Origin of the sequence: Streptomyces sp. HUAS 15-9, assembly GCF_025642155.1 — a bacterium.
In the GTDB taxonomy this organism is placed as follows: domain Bacteria; phylum Actinomycetota; class Actinomycetes; order Streptomycetales; family Streptomycetaceae; genus Streptomyces.
This window is the reverse complement of sequence record NZ_CP106798.1, coordinates 1,904,172-1,929,965: the sequence shown is the minus strand read 5'-3', so window position 1 is coordinate 1,929,965 and position 25,794 is coordinate 1,904,172. Positions and strand designations below refer to the sequence as shown.

Genomic DNA, 25,794 nt, shown 5'->3' with positions numbered 1-25,794 from the left:
CATGTTGGAGACCTCGGCACGACTGCTGCGCCTGCTCTCGCTCCTCCAGGCCCATCGCGAATGGTCCGGCCCCGAGCTGGCCGAACGGCTCGGGGTCACCCCGCGCACGGTGCGCCGCGACGTGGACCGGCTGCGCGAGCTCGGCTACCCGGTCAACGCCAGCCCCGGCACCGGCGGCGGCTATCAGCTCGGTGCGGGGGCCGAACTGCCGCCGCTGCTCCTGGACGACGACGAGGCGGTCGCCGTCGCCGTGGGCCTGCGCACCGCCGCCGGGCAGGGCATCGAGGGCATCGGCGAGAGCTCCGTACGGGCCCTGGCGAAGCTGGAGCAGGTGCTGCCCGGCCGGCTGCGCCGCCGCGTGGGCGCCCTCAACGCCTTCACCGTGCCGATGCTGCGCGGACCGCAGCCCTCCACCGTCGACCCGGCCGTGCTCACGGAACTGGCCCACCTGTGCCGGGACGCGGAACGTGTGCGCTTCGAGTACCGCGACCACGACGGCGCCTCCAGCCGCCGTACGGTCGAACCGCATCGCCTGGTGTGCACCGAGCACCGCTGGTACCTGGTCGCCTGGGACCTCGACCGCGAGGACTGGCGCACGTTCCGCGCCGACCGGATCACGCCGAAGCCGCCGCACGGCCCGCGCTTCACCCCGCGCGAGCCCCCTGCCGAGGACCTCGCCGCCTATGTCTCCCGGGGCGTCTCCACGCGCGCGTACGCCGCCCACGCAGCCGTCCGCCTGCTGGTGCCCCTCGAGGTCGCCGCCGAGCGGATCTCGCCCTCGGCGGGGATGCTGGAGGCCGACGGCGCCGAGGCCTGCGTCCTGCGCGCCGGCGCCCCGAATCTCGATGTGATGGTCATTCACGTGATGATGACCGGCTTCGACTTCGAGGTGCTGGAGCCGACCGAGCTGACCGAGTCGATCGCAACGATCCGGGACCGGTTGTCGCGTGCTCTGGAGCGCTCCGGGTGAGGGGCGCGTGGCCGTGAGCCGAGGCTCGGGCGGTACGGGGGATCTGTGCCGAAGCGGTGAAATCCATATGCGGTGTCAGCTCCCGCGCACCGTGTGGATCTGGAATGGAATGGGGTCCGGCAATGGTCCCCGATCTGCGCTTCGGTCCCTTTCCGTCCGGCTTTTCGAAGGGCCGCCCCGACACGCGGGGAATTTCCCTCGAATGCGCCGGGAAGGCGTACGCAACCGCTCGGACGTGTGACGCGGTCGAACCAAAACGCGTGTCGTGATCCTGTGACAGAAGTGTGACCGGAGAGGGACGGGGCCTTCCGCGGGCCCGTGACTTCCGCGGCCGCCGGACCTGGCCTAGCGTGGCCGCATGGCACCGATTCCCACTCCGTCAGCGGAGCCCCAGGACAGTCCGGAAGGGTACGTCGGCCTCGACGCGGCGAGCGCCGAGCGGCTCGCGCGCGAGCGGGGGTGGTCGACGGTGCGGTCGCTGCCGCCGGGCGCGATCATCACCATGGAGTACCGGGTGGGGCGGCTGAACTTCGAGGTGCGCGACGGCCGGGTGGCGCGGGCCTGGAAGGGCTGAACCGGCCACGGCGAAGGCCCCTGCTCCTGGATCGAGGAGCAGGGGCCTTCGCTCTGGCGGGGTTGGGCGTGCGTACCGGACCCCTTTGTGCCGGTGGCGGTCAGCCGCCCGTCACCGGGCGGGCCGCCGGGGCGGTGCCGCGCGGCACGCGGTCCGAGTGCGGCGGGCGGCGGCTGCCCGCCGGGGTGACCGGAGTGCGTTCGGAGCGGGCCGTGTGCGGGCCGGGCGCCAGGTGGATCGGCGCCCGGGGCGAGCGGACCGAGACGGCCGGTTCGCGCTCCGGGGCCGGCTCCTCTGCGGGCACGGTCCGCGGCTTGAGCACCACGGGAGCGACCGGAAGGGCCGGTACGGGCACCGTACGGCCGCGGCGGGCGCGCCAACGGTCGCGCTGGTCGAAGATCGCGATCTCGGCCTTGGCGATCAGCGGCTCGCACCACGGCAGGGCGAGCAGGATCAACAGGCCCGCGGCCCAGCCCAGCAGCACGTCACTCAGCCAGTGCGTACCGAGGTAGACGGTGGTGAGGCCGACGCCGAGCGAGGTGACCGCCGACAGCGCGGACAGCCAGCGGCGCGCTCTCCCAGTGGAGGCCAGATAGGCCAGGATTCCCCACGTCACCACCGCGTTGGCGGTGTGGCCGCTGGGGAATATATCGCCGCCCCGACCCATCTCGCTCGAGCCGATGATGGTGGCGTAGTGCGGGCCGAGACGGCCCATGCCGAGCTTGGCGGCGCCCACCGTGATGTTGAGCAGCAGCAGGGACGCACCGAGGGTGAGCAGCGGGCGGAGCGTGTGCTGCCGCCAGGAGCGCCAGCCGAGCCACGCGGCGACCATCACGGCGGTGGGGCCGCGCTGGCCCAGCACCACGTAGTAGTCGAGGAAGGCGTGGATCTCCGGCCACTGCTGGTACGGCCGGAAGAACATGACCTGCCAGTCGAGCCGGACCAGCCAGGACGTGATCACGACGGCCCACACGATCGCCAGATAGAAGGCGAGGGTCGCGGTGAACAGCACGACCCGGTGCCGGCTCATCCTCGGCACATCGATGTGGGCCGGTCGTTCCGGCTCACGGTCCAGCCTGGCGAACACCCGGTCCAGACGGGTGAGGTTTCGTTCGGTACGCACCCAAAGGACGTTACAGCGAGTGAGCTCAGACCCTGGTCGAATCACCGGCTTTGTGATGACGATGTGATGTGGGAAACCTCTCAGCAGCCGCCATATTCCAGAGGAATCCGCAATCTCCGTCGGTCGTTCCCTTCAATTCCTTTGATCATGCCGGGGGTTGGTTTTATGGCGCTTTTGAATTCGTTCACCGAAGCATGGGGTGGATTTCTCCGTACGCTCATCGGCCGTTCCGAGACGATCACGGCGGGCCGGATCCATTGAGCCAGAACGCGCCGTAGACGGCCGACGCCACCGCCACACCGGCCGTGACCAGCACCGCCCTTGACGTGCGCGGCCGGGCCAGGGCCAGGGCGAGCGGCAGGAGCAGCGGGAAGGCGGGCAGCAGAAGACGGGGCTTGGAGCCGAAGTAACTCGACGCACACAGCGCGAGCGCGATGACGACACCCGTGTACACCAGCAGCGGAAGCGGCTGGCGCTGCCGTACGCCGACCACGTACAGCCAGATCACCAGGCCCACTGCGACGATCAGCCCCAGCCCGGCGAGGGCCGACGGGAATGACGTGAACTTGTCGGCGACAAAGCGGGCGAAGGCATATCCGCCGTCGAAGCCGTTGCGCCAGCCCGCCTGGACGTCCAGATAGCCGAGCGGGCCCTTGCCGGTGTGATGGCCGACCCACAGGACGTAGGCGGCGGCACCGAGGGGAGCGAGGAGCATGCCGAGGGCGCGCAGTGCGACGGGTGCGCCGGAAGAGATGGATGGGGCGCGTGTTGCGTCCGGTGCGCCGTCGGCTGTCACAACGCGCGGGGCGCGGACGGCGCTGGCGGCATCGGGGGCGTGCCCGTCGCCTCGTGCGCCCTCCGCCATGGAGACGCGCCGATCTCGCACGAACGAGGCAATGCCCGCCGTCCACACCGCGGCCACCACGGCGAGCCCCACCGGCCGGGTCAGCCCCGCGAACGCGGCCAGCAGACCGGCACTCACCCAGCGGCCGGTCAGCACGGAGTACAGCGACCAGGCGGCGAGGGCGGTGAACAACGACTCGCTGTACGCCATCGACTGCACGATCCCGACCGGCAGCACCGCCCACAGCAGTACGGCGCACACCCCGGCCCGCCGCCCGTACACAAGGTCCGCGACCGCGAAGATCCCCCAGGCCGCGGCGAGCGAGGCGATCACGCTCACGACGAGCCCCGCGTCCGCGTACGACAGCGGCGTGAGCGCGTGCACCAGCCGCTCCAGCCAGGGCAGCAGCGGGAAGAAGGCCAGGTTGGAGTGGACGTCGCCGTTCGGCAGACGCACCTCGTAGCCATAGCCGAGCTCCGCGACCCGCGTGTACCAGAGGGCGTCCCAGCGCGCGGTCAGCAGTGTGTGCGCGCTCTTGCCGCGCGCGGCGCTCCACACCGCCAGCACGACCAGCCCCAGGACGCGCACGGCCGCGTACCCGAGCAGAGCCGGGGCCGCCCGGCGCAGAGGCGCGTACCGGGGTGGTGCCACGCGCGTTGCAAGATCGGTCACGGGCTCGATTATCAACCGGCGATGGAACCGGACGACTCACCGGGGCGTGGTCAAGGGAGGTGGGAAGTGGCGTACACCACAGGGGTTCCGCGTGCGGTGTGAGAGGTCCGCCACGCTCAGGCGGAACGAACTCGCGTACGCTGACGTGTCACTCGCGTTGGTATGCGCGGGCCGGAGACACCACTCCTCTCCGGCCGTACGACGGGTAGTCCCCACCCGCCGGTCCGCCGCACGCGAGGGGTTCATCTGGGAGGTACCTGCATGTCCGGGACGACCACGGCTGCGGTTCGGCTGCGCCGTCGGACGGCCGGGGCGAGCGCCAACCGCTGGGTCGTCCTCGTCGTCCTCTGCGTCAGCCTGCTCCTGGTCGCCCTCGACGCGACCGTGCTGCACGTGGCCGTGCCCGCGGTCACCGAGGACCTCAGGCCCGGCGGCATAGAACTGCTCTGGATCGTCGACGCCTATCCGCTGGTCTGCGCGTCGCTGCTGATCCTCTTCGGCACGCTCGGCGACCGGGTGGGCCGCAGACGGATTCTCCTTCTCGGATACGCCCTGTTCGGCGTCGCGTCCGCCGTGGCGGCCGTGGCGCCGAGCGCCCATGTACTGATTCTGGCCCGCGCGCTGCTCGGCGTCGGTGGCGCGATGATCATGCCCGCCACGCTGTCGATCCTGCGGCAGGTCTTTCCCGACCGCCGGGAGCGGGCGCTGGCGATCGGCCTGTGGAGCGCGGTCGCGGCGGTGGGCGCGGCGGTCGGCCCGCTGCTCGGCGGCTTCCTGCTCGAGCACTTCTGGTGGGGCTCGGTGTTCCTGGTGAACATCCCGCTGATGCTGGTCAGCCTGCCGGTGGGCCGGCTGCTGCTGCCCGAGTCGACGGGCGAGCGCAACGGGCCCTGGGACGTGGTCGGCGCGCTGATGGCGGCGGCCGGGCTGTTCGGTCTGGTGCTGGGCGTGAAGCGGCTCGGCGGCGGGGAGCCGGTGGCGAGCGTGTTCACGCTGGTACCGCTGGTTCTGGGCGCGCTGCTGATGGCGCTGTTCGTCCGCCGCCAGCGACGGCGCCCGCATCCGCTGGTGGATCTGCGGATGTTCGCGCGCCCGGCGTTCAGCACGTCGGTGGGGTGCATCGTGCTCGCGATGCTCGCGCTGGTGGGTCTGGAGCTGATCGCGGCGCAGTATCTGCAGTTGGTGCTCGGGCTCTCCCCGCTGGAGACGGGACTGCGGCTGCTGCCGCTGACGATCGCGGCGATGGCGGCGGGGCTCGCGGGCGCGCGCATGCTGCGCCGGTTCGGGCCGCGGCGGATGGTGTGCTTCGGGTTCCTCCTCACCGCCGCGGGGGTGCTGACGCTGACGGCGATGGGCGGCGAGGACAACACGGGGCTGCTGCTGGCCGGTTTTGTCGTGCTCGGCTTCGGGCTGGAGACGACGCTCTTCGGGGCGTACGAGTCGATGCTGAGCGAGGCGCCCGCGGAGCAGGCCGGTGGGGCGGCGGCGATCGGCGAGACCTCGTACCAGCTGGGGGCGGGGATCGGGATCGCGCTTCTCGGAAGCGTGATGAACGCGGCGTACACGCCCGGGCTCGCGTCCGTGCCGGGTGTGCCGGCGTCGGCGTCCGCGGCGGCGGGGCATTCGCTGGGGGAGGCGTACACCGTCGCCGCGCGGCTCGGCGGGTCGGCCGGGGCGGCTCTGCGCCGGGCGGCGCGGGACTCCTTTGTGCATGGTCTGCATGTCACGTTGCTGGTGAGCGTGGGGCTGTTGCTGCTCGGGGCGGTGATGGCGGTGCGGTTGCCGCGGGTCATGCAGTGCGAGGAGGAGATGGCGGAGTCGGTGGAGCCGGCGGTGGAGCTGCCGGCGCCGAGGGAGCCGACGAGGACGCGCGTCTCGGCGTAGTCGCTCCGCTGTGGTTCGTGGTTGCTCGTCGTTTGCGGCTGTCCGCGCGTGGGTTGTGTTTTCCCACCCGTGCACCGCCCATGACAGTCGGCTGAGAGGCTGGCCTTTCCCGTGGGGTTCTTCGCCGTTGGCGGCCGGTCGGCCGTGGGCTGGAACCTATGTCCACGCCGTGCGTTTCGCTGAAAACGCCCGCCCCTTGCGTGACCCGCACGGGTGCGAGGGTGGGAGAGTGTGGACTGGACGTTCGGTTGGTTGCGTCGTAACGTCTGGGATGAGTCGTAACTAGCGGTGCTAGTTTTTATCTCGTGCCGGAGGGTGTTCCATGTCCGCGTCCTCGAAGTTGCCCCCGTTCGACCCCGCCGACCCCCTCGGGATCGACGACCTGCTGGACCCGGAGGACCTCGCCATCCGGGACACCGTGCGCAGCTGGGCCGCGGACCGCGTCCTGCCGCACATCGCCGACTGGTACGAGAAGGGCGAGCTGCCCGGTATCAGGGAGCTGGCCCGGGAGCTCGGCGGGATCGGGGCGCTCGGGATGTCCCTGGACGGATACGGCTGCGCCGGTGCCTCCGCCGTTCAGTACGGACTCGCCTGTCTGGAGCTGGAGGCCGCCGACTCGGGTATCCGGTCCCTCGTCTCCGTACAGGGATCCCTCGCCATGTACGCCATCCACCGGTTCGGGAGCGAGGAGCAGAAGCAGCAGTGGCTGCCCCGCATGGCCGCCGGTGAGGTCATCGGCTGCTTCGGGCTCACCGAGCCCGACCACGGCTCCGACCCCGCCTCGATGCGCACCCACGCCAAGCGCGACGGCGGCGACTGGGTGCTCAACGGGCGGAAGATGTGGATCACCAACGGGTCGGTGGCGGGAGTCGCCGTCGTCTGGGCGCAGACCGACGAGGGCATCCGCGGGTTCGTCGTGCCCACCGACGCCCCCGGATTCTCCGCGCCCGAGATCAAGCACAAGTGGTCCCTGCGCGCCAGCGTCACCAGCGAACTCGTCCTCGACGACGTACGGCTGCCCGCGGACGCCGTCCTCCCGGACGTCGTAGGACTGCGCGGCCCGCTCAGCTGCCTCTCGCACGCCCGGTACGGCATCGTCTGGGGAGCCATGGGCGCGGCCCGCAGCTCTTTCGAGGCGGCTGTCGAATACGCGAAGACGCGGGAGCAGTTCGGGCGGCCCATCGGGGGCTTCCAGCTCACCCAGGCCAAACTCGCCGACATGGCGGTCGAGCTGCACAAGGGGATCCTGCTCGCCCATCATCTGGGGCGGCGCATGGACGCCGGCCGCCTGCGTCCCGAGCAGGTCAGCTTCGGCAAGCTCAACAACGTACGGGAGGCCATCGACATCTGCCGTACGGCGCGGACGATCCTCGGTGCCAACGGGATCTCGCTCGAATACCCCGTCATGCGGCACGCGACCAACCTCGAGTCGGTGCTCACCTATGAGGGCACCGTCGAGATGCACCAGCTCGTGCTGGGCAAGGCGCTCACCGGACTCGACGCCTTCCGCTGACCCGGCCCCCTCGGGCCGAGGCAGGGCCGGCGAGCGGCCCTGCCTCAGCTCTGGTTGAAGAAGCCGTCCGAGCGGTGGGCCGACGCCTCGCCGCTGACGATCTCCGTGTTGGCCGGCGTCAGCAGGAAGACGCGGGTGGCGACGCGCTCGATCGTGCCGCGCAGGCCGAAGGTCAGTCCGGCCGCGAAGTCGACCACGCGCTTGGCGTCGGCCGGCTCCATCGCCGTGAGGTTCATGATGACCGGGACCCCCTCCCGGAACAGCTCGCCGATGGCACGCGCGTCCCGGAAGCTGTCCGGGGTGACCGTGCCGATGCGGCGGCCCCTCTCCTCGGCGACGTCCGAGGCCACCTTGACCCGCGGGTCGGTGACCCAGGCATCCCCGGGCTGCTCGGTCCCTTCGGAGTAGTCGTCGTCGTAGTAACGCTCGTCGTCGTTGTCGTCGACGAGGCCAAGCCAGGCACTCGCTTTGCGTACCGATCCCATGGACGCCTCCTCTCACAGCGGTCCTTCTTGCTTTTCGCATCCCTATGGTCGTCCATGATGCGGATGGCGCGCCAAGTGGATAGACGCCGCGCGGGGGGTTTGTGACGGTACTGGTGCACAGCCCGTTCGTCGAGAGCCCAGGTGCCCCAAGGGTCGTTCTCTATACGGCTGCTGACTGAGAGTGAAATATTATTGTCGGTGGCGTCCGGGTGATGAATGGCGCGTCTGGGTGAGTCGCGGGGCTGCTGCGAGATGACGATCGGTCGATACGATGCCGCAGCTCAACGTCGTACAGCCCACGGGGGATCGTTGTGTTCGGAATCGTCAGGCCCTGCAGCCATCGGCTCGGGGAGAGCCTCAAGACCCAGTGGATGGCGCACTTGTGCGGGCTGTGCCTCGCGCTGCGTGGTGACCACGGACAGTTCGCACGCATCGTGACGAACTATGACGGGCTTCTCATATCGGTTTTGACGGAGGCTCAGGCCGTGAACGCCAGGACGGCGGGAACGGCGGGAGGGTGGCGGCGTACGGCCGGGCCCTGCCCGTTGCGCGGTATGCGGACCGCCTCCGTCGCACAGGGGGAGGGCGCGCGGCTCGCGGCGGCCGTCTCGCTGGTGCTCGCCTCGGCCAAGGTGCGCGACCACGTCGCCGACCGGGACGGACTGCTGGCCCGCAAGCCGGTGGCGCTCGCCGCGCGGCGGGTGGCCGAGAGCTGGGGGCGGGCCGGCGCGCGCGCAGCGGGTCCGCCGTCGGCTTCGACACGGCCCTGCTCGTCGACGCCGTCGACCGGCAGGTCGGCATCGAGACCCTCGCGGGACCGGGAACACCGATCCTGACGGTGACCGAGCCGACCGAGACCGCGACCGCCGCCGCCTTCGCGCACACCGCGGTGCTGGCCGGGCGGCCGGGCAACGCCGCGCCGCTCGCCGAGGCCGGGCGCCTCTTCGGACGGCTGGCGCACCTCCTGGACGCCGTGGCGGACCGGGAGGCCGACGCCGCGGCCGGCGCCTGGAACCCGCTCACCGCGACCGGTACCTCCCTCACCGAGGCCCGTCGGCTTGCCGACGACGCGCTGCACGGCATCCGGCTCGCCCTGCGCGAGGTGGAGTTCGTCGACGGCAAGCTGGCGCATCTGCTGCTCGCGCACGAGCTGGGGCGCTCGGTGGACCGGGCGTTCGGGACCGCGTCGTGCGGGCACGCGCCCGAGGCCGCCTTCGGACCGCCGCAGGGCCCCTACGCGCCCCAGGCGCCGGGCAACCCCCACGGCAACCCCTTCGGCGGTGAGCCGCCGCGCCCGGACGAGCGGGGCTTCTTGGCCGGGTGCGCGGCGGCCCTCGGACTGTGCTGCACCTGCAAGGTGTGCTGCGCCGACGAGTACGAGGGTCCCTGGTCGCGCAGGAAGCGTGAGGGTTGGTGCGGCAATTGCGACTGCAACTGCGACTGCTCGTGCTGTGAGGCGTGCGAGTGCTGCGAATGCTGCTCGTGCTGTGACTGCGGGCTGTGACTGCGGGCTGCGACGGGGCGCGCCGCCGTACGGGACCGACCGCGCGCCTCGGCAGCGGCCCGCCCATCCGGATGGTTGACTTCCGGACAACCCCCGGCCGCTGGTCGCTCGACGGTGACATGGCCGTGCGCCGGTAAGGTGACGGTCGGTCATCTCCCCCAGACCACCCCGGGATCGCACAAAGTTCGCACAGATCGCACACGGTCGCACGGCCGAAAGGAACCCTTGCGCCGACCGGTCGTTCGACCGAATACTCCCCCTCAGCGCTTGTCAGGGCACTGTGTGTTCGAAACCCGGGCGCTCTCCCTGGCTGCGCCTCACGGGCCCCGACCCCACGCGGGCCCCCGACTTCCCCTGGGAGGGAACGAAAAGTGAGGATCAAGCGCACCACTCCCCACAGCGGTATCGCGAGACGGACCCGGCTCATCGCCCTGGTCTCCGGATTCGTGGCCGCGGCCGCGTTCGCCGCCCCCACGGCGAGCGCGAGCGACGCCCACACGTTCAGCGCCACCCAGCTCACCAAGGCGAGCGACTCCGTCCTGAAGGCCGACGTGGCCGGCACGGCCTGGGCGGTGGACAGCAGGACCAACCGGGTTGTCGTCACCGTCGACAGCACCGTCTCCAAGGCCGAGATCGCCAAGATCAAGCGGCAGGCGGGAGCCGACTCCGGGGCGCTCACCATCAAGCGGACCTCCGGCAAGTTCAACAAGCTCATCACCGGCGGCGACGCCATCTACGGCGGCTCCTACCGCTGCTCGCTCGGCTTCAACGTGCACCGAGGCAGCACGTACTACTTCCTGACCGCCGGTCACTGTGGTGAGGTCGCCTCCACCTGGTACAGCAACTCCTCCCACACCACGGTGCTGGGCACGAACAGCGGTTACAGCTTCCCGGGCAACGACTTCGCGCTGGTGCGCTACACCAACTCCTCGATCCCGCACCCGAGCGCGGTCGGCAGCCAGACCATCAGCAGCGCGGCCACCCCGTCCGTGGGCACCACCGTCTACCGGCGCGGCTCCACCACCGGCACCCACAGCGGCCGGGTCACAGCGCTGAACGCCACGGTCAACTACGGCAGCGGTGACATCGTCTACGGTCTGATCCAGACCACGGTGTGCGCCGAGGGCGGCGACAGCGGCGGTCCGCTCTACGCGGGCAGCGTGGCCTACGGTCTGACCTCCGGCGGCAGCGGCAACTGCACCTCCGGTGGCACGACCTTCTTCCAGCCGGTCACCGAGGCACTGAGCTACTACGGCGTGACCCTTCCCTGACGGGCCGGTTCCGCTGGCCCCCGCACGCAACCGGCGTGCGGGGGCTCCCTCTTGTCCGGGTGGCGGAGTTACCTTCGAGGGACAGGAAGTGCTCTCCTGAACACTCCCACTTCGGACCCCTGGGGGCCGGCATGGTCGAGGAGCTGGTGGCGGCGGGAGCGACCCTTGTGGCCGCCGGAGCGGTGTATGTGATGGCCGCGGCCCGGGTCGTCAAACAGTACGAGCGCGGTGTGGTGTTCCGGCTCGGCAGGCTACGCCCGGAGGTCCGTGGGCCGGGGTTCACCCTCATCGTCCCCGTCGTGGACCGGCTCCAGAAGGTCAACATGCAGGTCGTGACGATGCCGGTGCCCGCGCAGGAGGGCATCACCCGGGACAATGTGACGGTGCGGGTGGACGCGGTGGTCTACTTCAAGGTGACCGGGCCGGCCGAGGCGGTCGTCCGGGTCGAGGACTACCGGTTCGCGGTCTCGCAGATGGCACAGACCTCCCTGCGCTCGATCATCGGCAAGAGCGAGCTGGACGATCTGCTGTCCAACCGGGAAAAGCTCAACCAGGGGCTTGAGTTGATGATCGACAGCCCCGCCGTGGAGTGGGGTGTCACCATCGACCGCGTCGAGATCAAGGACGTGTCGCTGCCCGAGACCATGAAGCGGTCCATGGCCCGGCAGGCCGAGGCCGACCGTGAGCGCAGGGCGCGGGTCATCAACGCCGATGCCGAGTTGCAGGCGTCGAAGAAGCTGGCCGAGGCGGCCCAGCAGATGCAGGACACGCCCGCCGCACTGCAGTTGCGGCTGCTGCAGACGGTGGTGGCGGTGGCGGCCGAGAAGAACTCCACCCTGGTGCTGCCGTTCCCGGTGGAGCTGCTGAGGTTCCTGGAGAAGGCGCAGCAGCAGCAGCAGCAGCTGCCGCCGACATCCGGAGGATCGAATTCCAGCCAGGGCTGATGTCACTGACCGCTCATCAGTTACTCGCGCGTAGTGTTTGCAGTGCGAATATTCCCGTGGTGGCCATGGGTGGTCGAAGGTGGAGGGGCGTGAGGTGCCTGTCTACGCGCGTCCTGAACTCGACCTTGTGCGCTCCCTGTGGGGTTCGGAAGAGTAGGCGCCCGTCAACCAGCCTTCCGGCCCGCGAGGTCCCCACAACCTCCCGGGCCGTCCCCCCACAGGAGGACGTGAGTTGAAGCACCGACGCATATCCAGGCGCCGGATCGCCATGGCGGGTGCGGGAGTCGCCGCACTGGTCGCCGCGGGTGTCACCTTCCAGAGTGCGAACGCCAGTGAGCCGGCCAAGGCCGCCACGCCGGAGACCCTGTCGGCCCCGGCGGCCGGAAAGCTCGCCTCCACGCTCGTCGACGACCTCGGTTCGGACGCGGCGGGTACGTACTACGACGCGAAGACGAAGAACCTGGTCGTCAACGTGCTCGACGAGGCCGCCGCCAAGACCGTCGAGGAGGCCGGCGCCAAGGCCAGAGTCGTCGCCAACTCCCTCGCCGAACTCGACGGCGCCCGTACGACGCTGAAGAAGGACGCGACCATTCCCGGCACCTCGTGGGCGACCGACCCGGTCACCGACAAGGTCGTCGTCAGGGCGGACAGGACCGTCTCGAAGACCGAGTGGGCCAAGCTCGCCAAGGTGGTCGACGGGCTCGGCGGCACGGCCGAACTCCAGCGGTCGAAGGGGGAGTTCAAGCCCTTCATCGCGGGCGGCGACGCGATCACCGGCTCGGGCGGGCGCTGCTCGCTCGGCTTCAACGTGGTCAAGGACGGGCAGCCGTTCTTCCTGACCGCCGGGCACTGCACCGCGTCCATCTCGACCTGGTCGGACTCGTCCGGCAAGGAGATCGGGAAGAACGAGAAGTCCAGCTTCCCGGGTGATGACTTCGGCCTGGTCAAGTACACCTCGAACACCGAGCACCCGAGCGAGGTCGACCTCTACGACGGCTCGACCCAGAAGATCACGGGCGCGGCCGAGGCCACGGTCGGCATGCAGGTCAAGCGCAGCGGCTCGACGACCCAGGTGCACGAGGGCAAGGTCACCGGTCTGAACGCCACCGTGAACTACTCGGAGGGCACGGTCAGCGGTCTCATCCAGACCGACGTCTGCGCCGAGCCCGGCGACAGCGGCGGCTCCCTCTTCTCGGGCAGCAACGCGATCGGCCTGACCTCCGGCGGCAGCGGCGACTGCGCCTCCGGCGGGGAGACCTTCTTCCAGCCGGTCACGGAGGCACTGTCCGCGACGGGCACCCAGATCGGCTGACCCACACACCGAACTCCCACGAGGTCCCGCCCCACACAGGAGGGGCGGGACTTTCGTGTGCGGTTTCCTTGGGGCGGTTCGGCGGTACCCGCCGTGCTGCCGCATCCGTACGGGGCGACGCCGGGGGCCGGTGCCGGCCCACGACCGGGGTGAAAGACCGACGGTCCGCCGAAGCGCCGGGGTGGGGCAGGGGGCGTACAGGAGCGAACCGACCGCGGCGCGCCCGAGGTATGGGCCAGTGGGCCAACGGGATCGCGGCCCGGTGGGCGTCACGGGTGATCGGCCCGCCGCTGGTGTCCCGGCCCGGGATCCGCCCCGGGCCGTCGCCTCGGCGGCCGCGCTGTGCGTGGTGCGAGCCGGGAACCGCGAGGCCGACAGCTGTGCCGTCCGGTCGGGGTGGCTTTGGGGGCGTACAGGTAACCCCGGTCCGCGTGTCGTGCAGCGCCCTCGCCGGCGGGACGGTGATCGCGGCTGGGCCGACTTCTGCCGTACGCCGATCGCGGCCGGGTCGGTCTCCGCCGTCCGGTCGCCCGCGCCCCGCCGCCACCGAACGCACCCCGCTCGGCCCCGCCCCCGACGTCGGCCGCGCGGCGCCCTGGCCGCGCCGTGCCCAGCTCACCGGCCCCCGGTCCCCGGCGTCTCCGCGCCCCCAGTCGGTCGGCGTTTGCGCAGGTGGGACGCACCGGGGTGGAAGTCGCACAGGTGTTCGGAATTAGGGGTATGGTGGGTGGGGGAGTAGGGAACTGATGTTCGAGAGCCGGTAGGGGCTCACAAGTGCGGGAGGTGCGTGTGCCGGGCTTCACGCATCTGCACACCGTCTCCGGGTTCTCCCTGAGATACGGAGCCTCACACCCGGAGCGGCTCGCCGAGCGCGCCTCCGAGCGGGGCATGGACGCCCTCGCCCTCACCGACCGCGACACCCTCTCCGGCACGGTCCGCTTCGCCAAGGCCTGCGCGAAGGCCGGTGTCCGACCGCTGTTCGGGGTGGAGCTGGCCGTGGAGGAGCCCGCGCGGGTGCGCGAGGAGGACGCGTCCGTACGACGGGAAAGGCGCCGTACTCCCGTACGCGGCGGTGCCTTCGTCGACGAGTCGACTCCCCGCGTGACCTTCCTCGCCCGGGACGGCGCCCGCGGCTGGGCCGACCTGTGCCGTCTGGTCACCGGTGCCCACATCGGTGAGGGCACCCCCCTCCTGCCCTGGTCCGGCAACCACGCCGACGGCCTGACCGTCCTGCTCGGCCCCGCCTCCGACGTCGGCCGTGCCCTCGCCGCCGGGCGCCCGGACCGCGCGGCCCGGCTGCTGGCCCCCTGGCGTGAGATCTACGGCGACGCCCTGCGCCTGGAGACCGTCTGGCACGGCCGCCAGGGCACCGGCCCCGGTTCCCTGCGCCTGGCCGCCCGCACCGTCGGCTTCGCCGCCGAACAGCGGATCCGGCCGGTGCTCAGCAATGCCGTCCGGTACGCCGACCCCGGCCAGGGCCCGGTCGCCGACGTCCTGGACGCCGCCCGCAGGCTCGTCCCGATCGACCCGGCCAAGGAACTGGACTCCGGCGAGGCCTGGCTCAAGGACGCGGGCGCCATGCTCGAGGCGGCCGAACGGATCGTGGAGGCCGCGGGCTACCGGCGCGACACCGCCCACCGCCTGCTGGAGCAGACGCGGGCGACGGCCGCCGAGTGCCTGGTCGACCCCGAGGACGACCTCGGCATCGGCACCGTCCACTTCCCCGAGCCGCACCTCGTCGGCGCCGGCCGCCGCACCGCCCAGCGGGCGCTGGCCTCACGGGCGGCGGCGGGGATGGTGCTGCATGGCTACGCCGGACACCGTGCCTACTGGGAGCGGATGCACCGGGAGCTGGACATCATCGCCCACCACGGCTTCGCCTCCTACTTCCTCACCGTCGCCCAGGTGGTGGACGACGTACGGGAGATGGGCATCCGGGTCGCCGCGCGCGGCTCCGGCGCGGGCTCCCTCGTCAACCACCTCCTCGGCATCGCACACGCCGATCCGGTCGAGCACGGGCTGCTGATGGAACGCTTCCTGTCGAAGGAACGGGTCGTGCTGCCCGACATCGACATCGACGTGGAGTCGGCACGCCGGCTGGAGGTCTACCGCGCGATCATCGACCGCTTCGGCACCGAGCGGGTCGCGACCGTCTCCATGCCGGAGACGTACCGGGTCCGCCACGCGATCCGTGACGTGGGCGCCGCCCTGTCCATGGACCCGGCCGAGATCGACCGCATCGCCAAGTCCTTCCCGCACATCCGCGCCCGCGACGCCCGCGCGGCGCTGGAGGAACTGCCCGAACTCAGGCAGTTGGCGGGGGAGGGGGAGCGGTACGGGCGGCTCTGGGAACTGGTCGAGTCCCTCGACGCCCTCCCGCGCGGCATCGCCATGCACCCGTGCGGGGTGCTGCTCTCCGACGCCTCCCTCCTCTCCCGTACGCCGGTCGTGCCGACCAGCGGCGAGGGGTTCCCCATGTCGCAGTTCGACAAGGAGGACGTGGAGGACCTCGGGCTGCTCAAGCTCGATGTGCTCGGGGTGCGGATGCAGTCGGCGATGGCGCATGCGGTCGCCGAGGTGGAGCGGGCGACCGGGGAGCGGATCGACCTGGACGCGGTGGCGCCGGGCGACCCGGCGACGTACGCGCTCATCCGGTCCACCGAGACGCTGGGCTGCTTCCAGATCGAGTCGCCCGGCCAGCGGGACCTGGTGGGGCGCCTGCAGCCGGCCACCTTCCACGACCTGGTCGTCGACATCTCCCTCTTCCGGCCCGGTCCGGTCGCCGCCGACATGGTGCGGCCGTTCATCGAGGCGCGGCACGGGCGGGCGCCGGTCCGCTTCCCGCACCCGGACCTGGCGGAGCCGCTGCGGGACACCTACGGGGTCGTGGTCTTCCACGAGCAGATCATCGACATCGTCGACATCATGACCGGCTGCGGGCGCGGTGAGGCGGACCGGGTGCGGCGCGGGCTGTCCGACCCGGAGTCGCAGGGGCGGATCCGGTTCTGGTTCGCGCAGCACGCGGCGGCGCACGGATACGACGCGGAAACGATTCAGCGGACCTGGGAGATCATCGAGGCCTTCGGCTCGTACGGCTTCTGCAAGGCGCACGCGGTCGCCTTCGCCGTACCGACGTACCAGTCGGCCTGGCTGAAGGCGCATCACCCGGCCGCCTTCTACGCGGGGCTGCTCACGCACGACCCCGGGATGTACCCGAAGCGGCTGCTGCTGGCGGACGCGCGCCGGCGCGGCGTGCCGATCCTGCCGCTGGACGTGAACCGGTCCGCGGTCGCCCATCGTATCGAACTGGTGTCTGAATCAGCTGAATCGCCCGCCGTGTGGGGCCTCCGGCTCGCCCTCTCCGACGTGTACGGCATCAGCGAGGCCGAGGCCGCGCGGATCGCGGACGGACAGCCGTACGCCTCCCTGCTGGACTTCTGGGAACGGGCGCGCCCGAGCAGGCCACTGGCCGGGCGGCTCGCCCAGGTCGGCGCGCTGGACGCCTTCGGTGCCAACCGCCGCGATCTGCAACTGCACCTGACCGAGCTGCACCGGGGTGCCCGAGGCGCCGGCGGCGGCCAGCTCCCGCTGGCCGGCGGACGGAAGACGGCCCCGGCCGGACTGCCCGACCTGTCCTCCGCGGAGAAGCTCAGCGCCGAACTCGGTGTGCTGTCCATGGACGCCTCACGCAATCTGATGGATGACCACCGCGAGTTCCTGACGGAGCTGGGCGTGGTGTCGGCACGCCGGCTGCGTGAGGCCGGACATGGTGAGACGGTGCTGGTCGCGGGTGCCAAGGCGGCCACCCAGACCCCACCGATCCGGTCCGGCAAGCGGGTTATCTTCACCACGCTGGACGACGGCACCGGACTGGTCGACCTCGCCTTCTTCGACGACTCCCACGACGCCTGCGCGCACACCGTCTTCCACTCCTGGCTGCTGCTGGTGCGCGGGGTGGTGCAGCGGCGCGGCCCGCGCAGCGTCAGCGTGGTGGGCGCCGCCGCCTGGAACCTCGCCGAACTCGTCGAACTGCGCGCCGAGGGCGGGCTCGACGAGGTGGCGGCCCGCCTCGCGGAACCGGTGCCGGACACGGCGGGCGGCGACCCGACGCACGGCCGCCGCATCCAGCTGCCCACCGGATACGAGCTGCACCCCTGGGCCGATCTCCGCCCAGCGGGTCAAGAGCCTTCACAGATACGGAAGTTGTGGCACCAGAGTCCGGGGAGTGCGGGATGACCATCCTCTGCGTACGTTTCCAGCTGCCGCCGATGTACGAGGCCGCCCTGCCGGGGCTGCTCGGGCTCCTCGAGGAGTTCACCCCGGTCGTCGAGGCGCTGCCACCGGACGGGGCACTGGCCGATCTGCGCGGCGCCGAGCGTTACTTCGGCCGCAGCGCCGTCGAGCTGGCGGCGGTGATCCGCGTCCGTGCGCTCGCGCTGTACGGCGTCGACTGTGTGATCGGCGCCGCGCCGGGCCCGATGCTGGCCCGTATGGCACTGCGCGACGCGCGGCCCGGGGTGACCTGCGCGGTCCCCGAGGGCCCCGACGCCGTCACGGAGTTCCTCGCGGACCGCCCCGTGTCCGCACTGCCTGGCGTCGGCACGGCCACCGCCCGCACCCTGTGCGAGTACGGCCTCGACACCCTGGGCCGGGTCGCCGCCGCGCCGCTGTCCACGCTCCAGCGCCTGATCGGCGCGAAGGCGGGCCGTGAACTGCACGAGAAGGCGAACGGCATCGACCGCGGCCGGGTCGTGCCGAACGCCGTCTCGCGGTCCCTGGCCGCCGAACGCCCCTTTCCCCTCGACGAACTGGACCCCGACCGGCACCGCCGCGCCCTGCTCTCGGCCGCCGAGGAACTGGGCACCCGGCTGCGTGCCCTGGAGAAGGTCTGCCGCACCCTGACCCTCACCGTGCGCTATGCCGACCTCCCCCACTCTCGAACAGGCTCGAGCGGGGGGACCCCCATCTCGACGACCCGCAGCCGCACCCTCGCGGAGCCGACCGCGCATTCCGCCGCGCTGACGAAAACCGCGTACGGCATGTACGAGGCGCTCGGCCTCCAGCGCGCCCGGGTCCGCGCGCTCGCTCTGCGTGCGGAGGGCCTCGCCCCCGCCGCACAGGCATCCCATCAGCTCACCTTCGATCCCGTGGACGACAGGGTCCGCCGTATCGAGGAGGTCGCGGACCGCGCGCGAGCGAAGTTCGGACCGCGGGCGGTGATGCCGGGGACGCTGGCGGCATGACCCCTTCGAATGGGCGTCAGTTGGCCCAGGGCGGCGTGATGAGGGTGCCGTCGGCCAGCTCCGCCTCCAGGCCGATGGAGGTGGTGACCCAGGTGATCGCGGTGTGATCGGTCGGGTTCTCGACGGCGAAGGTCGTGCCCGGGTTGACGATCACCGTGTCGCCGGCGCCGATCTGCTCACTGTGGCCGTCGAGGGTGATCACAAGGTCGCCGACCAGCAGATGGAATATCTCCTCACGGGTGACGGTGTGGGGGACTGCCTCGGTCCCGGCCGGGATCTCGCCCCGCCAGGCGCACAGCTCCTTGCTGCCGGTGAGGGGAGTGGCGTACGAGACGAAGCGGGCGCCGTGGATCTCGTGGGTCGTGGCTTCGGACGAGCGGACGACGGGCATGGTGCGACCTCCGGTCATTTGGTCAAGCTCCTTGACTACATGGTCAAGCTGCTTGACCAATCCGTCAAGGGTGTTTCAATGCCTCCGTGCAGAACTCCGAAGCCATGGCCCTGTCCGCCGCCGTGCTCGCCGTCGCCGGTGAACTCACGCAACGCATCAACGACGGGGTCGTCGCCCGCGGCTTCGAGGGGGTGCGGCCCGCGCACGGCTTCGCCTTCGCACGGCTCGCCCCGGACGGGGCCACGGTGACCGACCTCGCCGCGCATCTCGGGGTGACCAAGCAGGCGGCCAGTCAGCTCGTCGACGAGATCGTGCGCAAGGGGTACGCCGAGCGGCGCCCGCATCCCGAGGACGCGCGGGCCCGGCTGATCGTGCTCACGGAGCGTGGATGGGCCTGCACCCGGGCGGCGGAGGAGGCGGCCGCCGACGCCGTGGGGGTGTGGGTCGAACTCCTGGGCGAAGGTGAAGTGCGCGTGTTGCGGGACCGGTTGGCACGTATCGCGCCCTACGGTCCTGTCAGGCCTGCTTGGTGACGGCCTACCGGTGGGTCGGTACGTCGCTGGTTATCACTGGAAGTTTTTACTGACGCGTAACTTCACACTTGCACTACTCGCCCGTAACTTGACGAGTGAACAGCATCCTTCGTGATCCGGATCACAGGGCGTAATGCCGTCGCAACTCCCTTGAGCCGCAAGGAGATCACCCGATGCTGCCCTGGAAGAGAGTCGCCAGACCCCTCGTCGCACTGCTCCTGGCCGCCACCGTCGCCGCCGTCCCCGCCGCCACCGCCCAGGCCTCCACCGCCCCGACCAGCGGTTGGAACGACTACTCCTGCAAGCCGTCCGCGAGTCACCCCCGCCCCGTCGTGCTGGTCCACGGCACCCTGGGCAACTCCATCGACAACTGGCTGTCCCTCGCACCGTACCTGAAGGACCGCGGGTACTGCGTCTTCTCCGTCGACTACGGACAACTGTCCGGCGTCCCGCTCTTCTACGGCCTCGGCCCCATCGACAAGTCGGCACAGCAACTGTCCGACTACGTCGACAAGGTGCTCTCCGCCACCGGAGCCGCCAAGGCCGACCTCGTCGGCCACTCGCAGGGCGGCATGATGCCCCGCTACTACCTGAAGTTCCTCGGCGGAGCCGCCAAGGTGAACGCCCTCGTCGGCCTCGCCCCCGACAACCACGGGACGAACCTGAACGGCCTCACCAATCTGCTGCCGTACTTCCCGGGCGCCGAAGACCTGATCAAGGCCACCACCCCCGGCCTCGCCGACCAGATCGTCGGATCCGACTTCCTCACCAAGCTCAACGCGGGCGGCGACACCGTCCCCGGAGTGCACTACACGGTCATCGCCACCAAGTACGACGAGGTGGCCACGCCGTGGCGCAGCCAGTACCTGAGCGGCTCGGACGTCAACAACGTCCTGCTCCAGGACCTGTGCCCGCTCGACCTCTCCGAACACGTGGCGATCGGACTCTTCGACCGCATCGCCTTCCACGAAGTGGCCAACGCGCTCGACCCCGCGCACGCCACCGCCACCACCTGCGCGTCGGTGTTCAGCTGACGTCCGCCGGGGCCTGTCCGGCCTGAGCCGCCGGTCAGGCCCCGGAGCCTTGTTCAGCGGTCAGCGGCTGCCACGGCCACCGCTGATCGCACGCCGCCGGACCGAGGCGAACGCGGTGGCCGACCCGATCGCCAGGGCGGCCGCGCCTCCGATCGCCAGGTACGGCGTGCTGCCGTCGGCGCCGGTCTCGGCGAGTTCCCTGGAAGTACCGGCGGCCTCGGGTGCGTTGGCCGGGCCGGCCCCGGCGCGTGTCGTGGGCCGCGCCGACGTACTGGCGTCGTCGTCCCCGTGACCGTGGTGCTCGATCGTCGACTTGTCGGCACCGGCCTCGATCTGCTCGTCCGAGGGCGCGGAGGCGCTCGGCGCCGGGGCGGTGCCGCCGGCGGTACCGCCACCGTTGCTCCCACCGCCCTTCCCGTCGCTTTTTCCGCCGCCGAAGGCCACGTCCGAGCAGGAGTAGAACGCCTCCGGGCTGTCCGACCGCTGCCAGACCGCATAGAGGAGCTGTCGGCCGGAGCGCTCGGGAAGGGTGCCGGAGAACGTGTAGAAGCCGCCCGAGGCGACCGGGTTCGTGGCCGTCGCCACCGGATGCGTCAGATCCAGATCGCCCCAGCCGAGCGGCTTCGACGGGTCGTAGCCGGGCTTGGTGACATAGACCTTGAAGGTGCCCTTGTGCGGGGCGGTCACGCGGTACTTGAAGGTGTACGAACCACTGCGCACGCTCGTCGCCGGCCAGTCGGCGCGGGCCAGGTCGAGTCCCTTGAACTCGTCGTTGTTCGCGCTGCACAGCTTGCCGTCCGGGATCAGCTGCTGGTGACGCCCGTTCGCGTCGCCGATCCGGATGCCGTTCCAGTCGTAGAGGGCCTGGGTGCCGCCGGCCGCGACCGCCGCCTTGCAGGCCGCCGACTTCGGGTTCTCCGGACCCTCCGCGTAGCACTGCGACACCCGGCTGACCGGGTCGCCCATCGAACCGTGCGCCGAGGCGGGCGCGGCGGCGAGGGCGGTCAGTGCGAGCGGGGCCAGGCCGAGGGCGGCGACGGCGGCGGCCTTGCGGCGTGCGGGCATGGGGAACTCCTCGGACGGTCCTCGGCGTGGGGGGATCCAGATGGGGGTCCTGTGGGGGGATCCCGTGGGGGCGATCCGAAACTAGCCGCAAGAAACCGCGAAATCGCCTGCTGGAAGCGGGTGATGGAGATCCTTATGGTGCCGTTAAGGGAGTGCTCAGGCTGCGCTGAGGTAGGTAGCGTGCGCGGCATGGAGAACGACGAGATCCGGCCGGCCACGGCCGCCGATGTGGCCGCCGTGAAGTCGGTGACCGACGCGGCGTACCACCACTACATCGAGCGCATCGGGGTGGTTCCCGGGCCCATGAGGGCGGACCACGCGGCGGACGTGGCATCGGGGCGGGTGTTCGTGACGGGCGAGCCCGTGATCGGCCTCGTCGTGGTCGAGGCGCACGAGGACCATCTGTTCCTCGACAGCATCGCCGTCCACCCCGATGCGCACGGCAGGGGAGTGGGACGGCGGCTGCTGGAGTTTGTGGACGCACGCGCGCGTGCGCTCGGCCTGCCCGAGGTCAGGCTCTGCACCAACGTGATGATGTGGGAGAACCAGAAGATCTATCCGAAGTTCGGATACGAGGTGGTGGAGCGCCGCCTGGACGGCCCGTACGACCGCTTCCACTACCGCAAGCGACTGGAGTGACGCGCCTTCGGCGTCAGCCGTCGGGCCACCAGGTGCGTGCGATGTCCTTGCGCACTTCGGGGCGTCTCGCGGGGTGCTCGTCGGCCTCGTCGCGGCGCCGGCGGCTGTTGGCGGTCTTCTTCAGGGGCTTCTGCACGGTTGTGCGGCGCATGGCTGCCTCCTTGAACGCCTACCGAGTTCCGCGGTCTCACGGAGGTAGACGCTTTCGGTGAGAGTTCCTCATCGGTCCCGGTCTGTCAGTGGCCGCTGTCACGATTCGACTGTCAGTGGCGGGTGTCACTCTGGGGGAATGACGAACGAGAGTGACCGAACGGCCGCGCCGGGTGCGGACGTGGTCGACTGGGACGCCGAGGCGGCCGGCTTCGACGACGAGCCGGACCACGGCCTGCGCGACCCCGAAGTGCGCGCGGCCTGGGCGGAAAGGCTCACCGCCTGGCTCCCCGGCCGCCCCGCCGACGTCCTCGACCTCGGCTGCGGCACGGGCAGCCTGTCGCTCCTCGCCGCCGAGCGGGGACACCGCGTGACCGGCGTCGACCTGTCCGTGCCCATGGTGGAGCGGGCCCGCGCCAAGCTCGCCGGGCGCGACGCGGTGTTCCTGGTCGGTGACGCGGCGGCACCCCCGGTGGGGCAGCAGCGCTACGACGTCGTGCTGGTACGGCACGTGCTGTGGACGCTGCCCGACCCCGCCCGCGTCCTGCGGCACTGGCGGGGGCTGCTGCGGGCGGGGGGCCGGCTCGTGCTGGTCGAGGGCGTGTGGGGGACGGTCAGCCCGGTCGGCATAGCGGCGGACCGGCTCACCGCGCTCCTGGAGCCGCTCGCCGGGCAGGTGCGCGTGGAGCCGCTGTCGGACGACGCGCTCCTGTGGGGACGGGACGTGGAGGACGAGCGGTACGCGGTGGTGGCCACCGTGTGAGACACCCCGCCGGGTCAGCCCAGCAGGGCGTCGAAGCCGCCGTCGCGGGCCAGCGCCTCCAGCTCGTCGAGCGCCGCCTCGGCGGCGGCCGCGGCCTGGGGGTCCGACTCCCTGAGGCCGCTCTCCTCGAACTCGTCCTCGTCCAGCCGGCGTACGTCCGTACCGTCGGCGGAGCGCCACAGGTCCAGGTCGAGGTCCTCGACGACCAGCTCCGTGCCGGAGAACGTCGCCGGGCGGGCGACGTCGCAGTACCAGCCCTTGAGGGTGCCCGCGGGGTCACGGACCTCCATCACCGCGTACCAGCGGTCCCGCCAGTAGTACTCGGTGAAGACGTCACCGGGCTCGAAGCGTACGAACCCGAAGTCCCGGACGGTGCCACCGGCGAAGTCGGCGCGTACGACGATCCTGGTGCCGTCGTCCTGGAGCAGTTCGGCGGGGTAACGGATCTTCGTACGGCCGCCCTTCACCAGGATGACGTCGACCTGGCGGCCGTCGTCATCCGAGTTCGCGGGCATAGTGCACCTCCGTCGCGCAGATCTCGTACCCGAACCACTTGTTGATCGCGAGCATCGGGCCGTTGCCCGAGTCGTTGCCGGTGAACGCCTGCGTGAATCCCGCGGCGCGGGCGCGGTGCAGGGAGTCGTTCTTGGCGAGCTTGGCCAGGCCCCGGCCGCGGAAGGCGCGGGCCGTGCCGGTCATGACGGTGCCGTACCGGGTGCCGCCGTCCGTGCGGGCAGCGCTGAACGCGACGGGTCGGCCGTCGACGACGGCGACCGACGTCAGCTCGGGGCTGAACAGCGGGTGGTGCCAGGTCTCCTGGAGCCAGGCCTCGTAGTCGGTGAACTCGTGGCCGATGTCGCTCGGTTCGTCGGCCAGCGTCTCCGCGTCCAGGGCGAACAGCGGGCGCGGGTCGTCCGCGAAGTCGGAGCCCGTACGCAGTTCGACGCCCGGCGGGAGGTCCTGGCGCGGCGGCAGGGCGCCGTGTGCCAGGTCGAGGCGCAGGAAGTGCGCGGAACGGCTCGCGCGGTAGCCGCGCCGCTCGGCGAAGGAATGGTTGGCGGGTTCGTCCAGGACCCAGGTGAAGAGCTTCGTCGCCCCGTGCGCGGCAAGGTGCTCCTCGGCCACCCGCACCAGGAGAGCCCCGGCGCCGCGGCGCGTCCGCTCCGGGTCGGTGTACACGTTCAGGTAGCCCTGGCCGGGCTGGGGGCTGTCGTAGGCGATCCCGACCTGGGCCGTGCCGATGATCTCGCCGTCCTCCTCCGCGACGAGCGGGCGGAAGCGGGCCTCGGGGTGGGCGTGGGTGATGTCGTAGGCGATGGAGCCGGCAGTGACGAGGAAGAAGGGGAGGGCGAGGTGCCGGACGTGGGCGAAGCCCTCCGCGTCGGACGTGACTTCGGGACGCAGGTCGCGCACGATCACTGTCATGGGGCCGCACGGTATGCGGGAGCCGTGTCGGGATGCCTCTCATTTTCCGGGGGGTGCGGGACAATCGGCCCCGTGACCTTGAAGATCCACATCGACGACAGCGCGCCGCCGTACGAGCAGGTGCGGGCGCAGATTTCCGAGCAGGCGCGATCGGGGGCGCTGCCGGTGGGATACCGGCTGCCGACCGTGCGGGGGCTGGCCGAGTCGCTGGGGCTCGCGGTGAACACGGTGGCCAAGGCGTACCGGGCACTGGAGACGGACGGGGTGATCGAGACCCGGGGACGCAACGGCACGTTCGTGGCTGCCGCCGGCTCGGCCGCGGTGCGTGAGGCGGCGTCGGCCGCGCAGGCTTACGTCGAGCGTGTCCGGCGGCTCGGGTTGGACGAGGAGGCGGCTCTGGCCGCGGTGCGGGACGCCCTGCGGGCGGCTTATGGGGAGGGGTGAGGCGAGTCCGGCACCGCCGGGATGCGTCATTGTGGCTGAGCGTCGTTGCGGCGGAGATTGAGCAGCGGCCACTTTCCGCCGCTTCGGCCCGACGCCGCAGGCTTCAGAGCCGCCTCGAGCACTTCGGCTCCAGCCGGCCGGCCTCGCCCGGCCGCAGTCACCGCGGCTACCTGGTCCGTCAGCGAGGCTTCCTCGAGCGGCCTCGCGCACGCCGACGTCGGCACAGCGGCCGGCGTTCAGCGGTGTGAGCTCAGTTCCGGTGTGCGGGTCACCGTCAGGTCTGCTGCTGTCGCCAGCTTGCCGAAGGCCTGTGCGTCCTCCACCGCCGCCCCGCCGGGGTCGTTGTTGAAGTACGTGTAGACGTCGTGGTCGTCGGACCAGGTCGTCGCGATGCGGTCGATCCAGGTCTCCAGGGAGCGGCGGCCGTAGCGCGGCCAGGGCCGGGCGCGGCCCTCGTGGAAGCGGACGTAGCCCCAGTCCGTGGTGCGCCACAGCGGGGCCACCGGGTGAGCCTGCACATCGGCCCAGCACAGTGCGGCGGCCCGGGATTCGAGGACCTTGCGGATGTCGGCCGTCCACCATGAGTCGTGGCGGGGCTCCACCGCGACCCGTGTGCCGGACGGGAAGCAGGCGAGGCAGGCGTCCAGCAGGCCGGGGTCGACGCGCAGGGTCGGGGGCAGCTGGAGGAGGACCGGGCCGAGTCGGGCGCCCAGGCCGGCCGCGTGCGACATCAGACGGTCCACCGGTTCCGCCGGGTCCTTCAGCCGCTTGATGTGCGTGAGGTACCGGCTCGCCTTCACCGCCACCACGAAGTCGTCCGGCAGCCGGTCCCGCCAGACCTCGAAGTTCTCCCGCGTCGGCAGCCGGTAGAACGCGTTGTTGATCTCCACCGTGGCGAAGCGCCGCGCGTACTCCTCCAGCCACAGCCGCACCGGCACATCGGCGGGATACAGGACGCCCCGCCAGTCCTTGTACTGCCACCCGGACGTGCCGACGTACAGGGTCATACGT

General features: G+C 71.2%; 22 protein-coding genes and 2 pseudogenes. 15 read left to right on the top strand and 9 right to left on the bottom strand.

The window, feature by feature from the left end; genetic code table 11:
* Position 1: 1 nt before the first annotated feature.
* Positions 2-964: pseudogene (locus N8I87_RS08795) on the top strand (helix-turn-helix transcriptional regulator); the annotation flags it as partial.
* A gap of 364 nt (positions 965-1,328) precedes the next feature.
* Complete coding sequence (locus N8I87_RS08790; protein ID WP_263207083.1) at positions 1,329-1,544, top strand: I78 family peptidase inhibitor; 216 nt, start codon at positions 1,329-1,331, stop codon at positions 1,542-1,544.
* 100 nt (positions 1,545-1,644) lie between these two features.
* Here N8I87_RS08790 and N8I87_RS08785 read toward each other — a convergent pair whose 3' ends face one another.
* Together N8I87_RS08785 and N8I87_RS08780 are read right to left on the bottom strand one after the other, a co-directional pair.
* Complete coding sequence (locus N8I87_RS08785; RefSeq protein ID WP_263207082.1) at positions 1,645-2,667, bottom strand: phosphatase PAP2 family protein; 1,023 nt, start codon at positions 2,665-2,667, stop codon at positions 1,645-1,647.
* Between the two features lie 238 nt (positions 2,668-2,905).
* Positions 2,906-4,183, bottom strand: a complete 1,278-nt coding sequence (locus N8I87_RS08780) for a mannosyltransferase family protein (RefSeq protein ID WP_263207080.1) — start codon at positions 4,181-4,183, stop codon at positions 2,906-2,908.
* A gap of 261 nt (positions 4,184-4,444) precedes the next feature.
* On the opposite strand from N8I87_RS08780, the gene N8I87_RS08775 reads away from it, so the two are divergent.
* Together N8I87_RS08775 and N8I87_RS08770 are read left to right on the top strand one after the other, a co-directional pair.
* Entirely contained in the window at positions 4,445-6,067 is a 1,623-nt protein-coding gene (locus N8I87_RS08775; RefSeq protein WP_263207078.1) for an MFS transporter, read from the top strand.
* 322 nt (positions 6,068-6,389) lie between these two features.
* Positions 6,390-7,580: an acyl-CoA dehydrogenase family protein gene (locus N8I87_RS08770; RefSeq protein ID WP_263207076.1), complete on the top strand. Its 1,191-nt coding sequence runs from the start codon at positions 6,390-6,392 to the stop codon at positions 7,578-7,580.
* 44 nt (positions 7,581-7,624) lie between these two features.
* Here N8I87_RS08770 and N8I87_RS08765 read toward each other — a convergent pair whose 3' ends face one another.
* Positions 7,625-8,065: a cell division protein SepF gene (locus N8I87_RS08765; RefSeq protein WP_263207075.1), complete on the bottom strand. Its 441-nt coding sequence runs from the start codon at positions 8,063-8,065 to the stop codon at positions 7,625-7,627.
* 311 nt (positions 8,066-8,376) lie between these two features.
* Here N8I87_RS08765 and N8I87_RS08760 point away from each other — a divergent pair.
* The 6 genes and pseudogenes from N8I87_RS08760 to N8I87_RS08735 all read left to right on the top strand — a co-directional run bounded on the left by N8I87_RS08760 (position 8,377) and on the right by N8I87_RS08735 (position 18,339).
* Positions 8,377-9,569 (top strand): annotated as a pseudogene (locus N8I87_RS08760) (DUF5685 family protein).
* Between the two features lie 371 nt (positions 9,570-9,940).
* Positions 9,941-10,840 (top strand): S1 family peptidase, encoded by a 900-nt coding sequence (locus tag N8I87_RS08755; protein ID WP_263207073.1) that lies wholly within the window; start codon positions 9,941-9,943, stop codon positions 10,838-10,840.
* Between the two features lie 131 nt (positions 10,841-10,971).
* Positions 10,972-11,784 carry a slipin family protein gene (locus N8I87_RS08750; protein WP_263207072.1) on the top strand — a complete coding sequence of 271 codons (813 nt, stop codon included), beginning with the start codon at positions 10,972-10,974 and terminating at the stop codon, positions 11,782-11,784.
* 232 nt (positions 11,785-12,016) lie between these two features.
* Positions 12,017-13,096, top strand: a complete 1,080-nt coding sequence (locus N8I87_RS08745) for a S1 family peptidase (protein ID WP_263207070.1) — start codon at positions 12,017-12,019, stop codon at positions 13,094-13,096.
* A gap of 789 nt (positions 13,097-13,885) precedes the next feature.
* Positions 13,886-17,332, top strand: coding sequence for a DNA polymerase III subunit alpha (locus N8I87_RS08740; RefSeq protein WP_263207068.1), 3,447 nt, complete (start codon positions 13,886-13,888; stop codon positions 17,330-17,332).
* Entirely contained in the window at positions 17,329-18,339 is a 1,011-nt protein-coding gene (locus tag N8I87_RS08735) for a DNA polymerase Y family protein (RefSeq protein ID WP_263207067.1), read from the top strand. Before N8I87_RS08740 ends, N8I87_RS08735 begins: the two co-directional genes overlap by 4 nt.
* 16 nt (positions 18,340-18,355) lie before the next feature.
* On the opposite strand, the gene N8I87_RS08730 is transcribed toward N8I87_RS08735, so the two are convergent.
* Entirely contained in the window at positions 18,356-18,730 is a 375-nt protein-coding gene (locus tag N8I87_RS08730) for a cupin domain-containing protein (protein WP_263216358.1), read from the bottom strand.
* Positions 18,731-18,816: 86 nt separating this feature from the next.
* Here N8I87_RS08730 and N8I87_RS08725 point away from each other — a divergent pair, with 86 nt between their 5' ends.
* Positions 18,817-19,263, top strand: coding sequence for a MarR family winged helix-turn-helix transcriptional regulator (locus N8I87_RS08725; RefSeq protein ID WP_263207066.1), 447 nt, complete (start codon positions 18,817-18,819; stop codon positions 19,261-19,263).
* 173 nt (positions 19,264-19,436) lie between these two features.
* Entirely contained in the window at positions 19,437-20,297 is an 861-nt protein-coding gene (locus N8I87_RS08720; RefSeq protein ID WP_263207065.1) for an esterase/lipase family protein, read from the top strand.
* A 60-nt stretch (positions 20,298-20,357) separates the two neighbouring features.
* On the opposite strand, the gene N8I87_RS08715 is transcribed toward N8I87_RS08720, so the two are convergent.
* A complete protein-coding gene (locus tag N8I87_RS08715; protein WP_263207064.1) occupies positions 20,358-21,362 on the bottom strand; it encodes a lytic polysaccharide monooxygenase auxiliary activity family 9 protein in 1,005 nt (334 codons plus the stop codon).
* A 189-nt stretch (positions 21,363-21,551) separates the two neighbouring features.
* On the opposite strand from N8I87_RS08715, the gene N8I87_RS08710 reads away from it, so the two are divergent.
* A complete protein-coding gene (locus N8I87_RS08710) occupies positions 21,552-22,001 on the top strand; it encodes a GNAT family N-acetyltransferase (RefSeq protein ID WP_263207063.1) in 450 nt (149 codons plus the stop codon).
* Positions 22,002-22,014: 13 nt separating this feature from the next.
* Here N8I87_RS08710 and N8I87_RS08705 read toward each other — a convergent pair whose 3' ends face one another.
* On the bottom strand, positions 22,015-22,152 hold the full coding sequence (locus N8I87_RS08705) for a hypothetical protein (RefSeq protein ID WP_263207061.1): 138 nt from the start codon (positions 22,150-22,152) through the stop codon (positions 22,015-22,017).
* A 138-nt stretch (positions 22,153-22,290) separates the two neighbouring features.
* Here N8I87_RS08705 and N8I87_RS08700 point away from each other — a divergent pair, with 138 nt between their 5' ends.
* The gene (locus tag N8I87_RS08700) at positions 22,291-22,914 is read left to right on the top strand and encodes a class I SAM-dependent methyltransferase (RefSeq protein WP_263207059.1); all 624 of its coding nucleotides are present in this window, start codon (positions 22,291-22,293) and stop codon (positions 22,912-22,914) included.
* 14 nt (positions 22,915-22,928) lie between these two features.
* On the opposite strand, the gene N8I87_RS08695 is transcribed toward N8I87_RS08700, so the two are convergent.
* Both N8I87_RS08695 and N8I87_RS08690 read right to left on the bottom strand, forming a co-directional pair.
* Positions 22,929-23,429 (bottom strand): ribonuclease FAU-1 family protein, encoded by a 501-nt coding sequence (locus tag N8I87_RS08695; protein WP_263207057.1) that lies wholly within the window; start codon positions 23,427-23,429, stop codon positions 22,929-22,931.
* Complete coding sequence (locus N8I87_RS08690; protein WP_263207055.1) at positions 23,410-24,339, bottom strand: GNAT family N-acetyltransferase; 930 nt, start codon at positions 24,337-24,339, stop codon at positions 23,410-23,412. Before N8I87_RS08690 ends, N8I87_RS08695 begins: the two co-directional genes overlap by 20 nt.
* Before the next feature lie 72 nt (positions 24,340-24,411).
* On the opposite strand from N8I87_RS08690, the gene N8I87_RS08685 reads away from it, so the two are divergent.
* Positions 24,412-24,783: a GntR family transcriptional regulator gene (locus N8I87_RS08685; protein WP_263207054.1), complete on the top strand. Its 372-nt coding sequence runs from the start codon at positions 24,412-24,414 to the stop codon at positions 24,781-24,783.
* A gap of 236 nt (positions 24,784-25,019) precedes the next feature.
* Here the strand turns inward: N8I87_RS08685 and N8I87_RS08680 are convergent, their stop codons facing one another.
* Positions 25,020-25,790: a DUF72 domain-containing protein gene (locus tag N8I87_RS08680; protein ID WP_263207052.1), complete on the bottom strand. Its 771-nt coding sequence runs from the start codon at positions 25,788-25,790 to the stop codon at positions 25,020-25,022.
* Between the last annotated feature and the right edge of the window lie 4 nt (positions 25,791-25,794).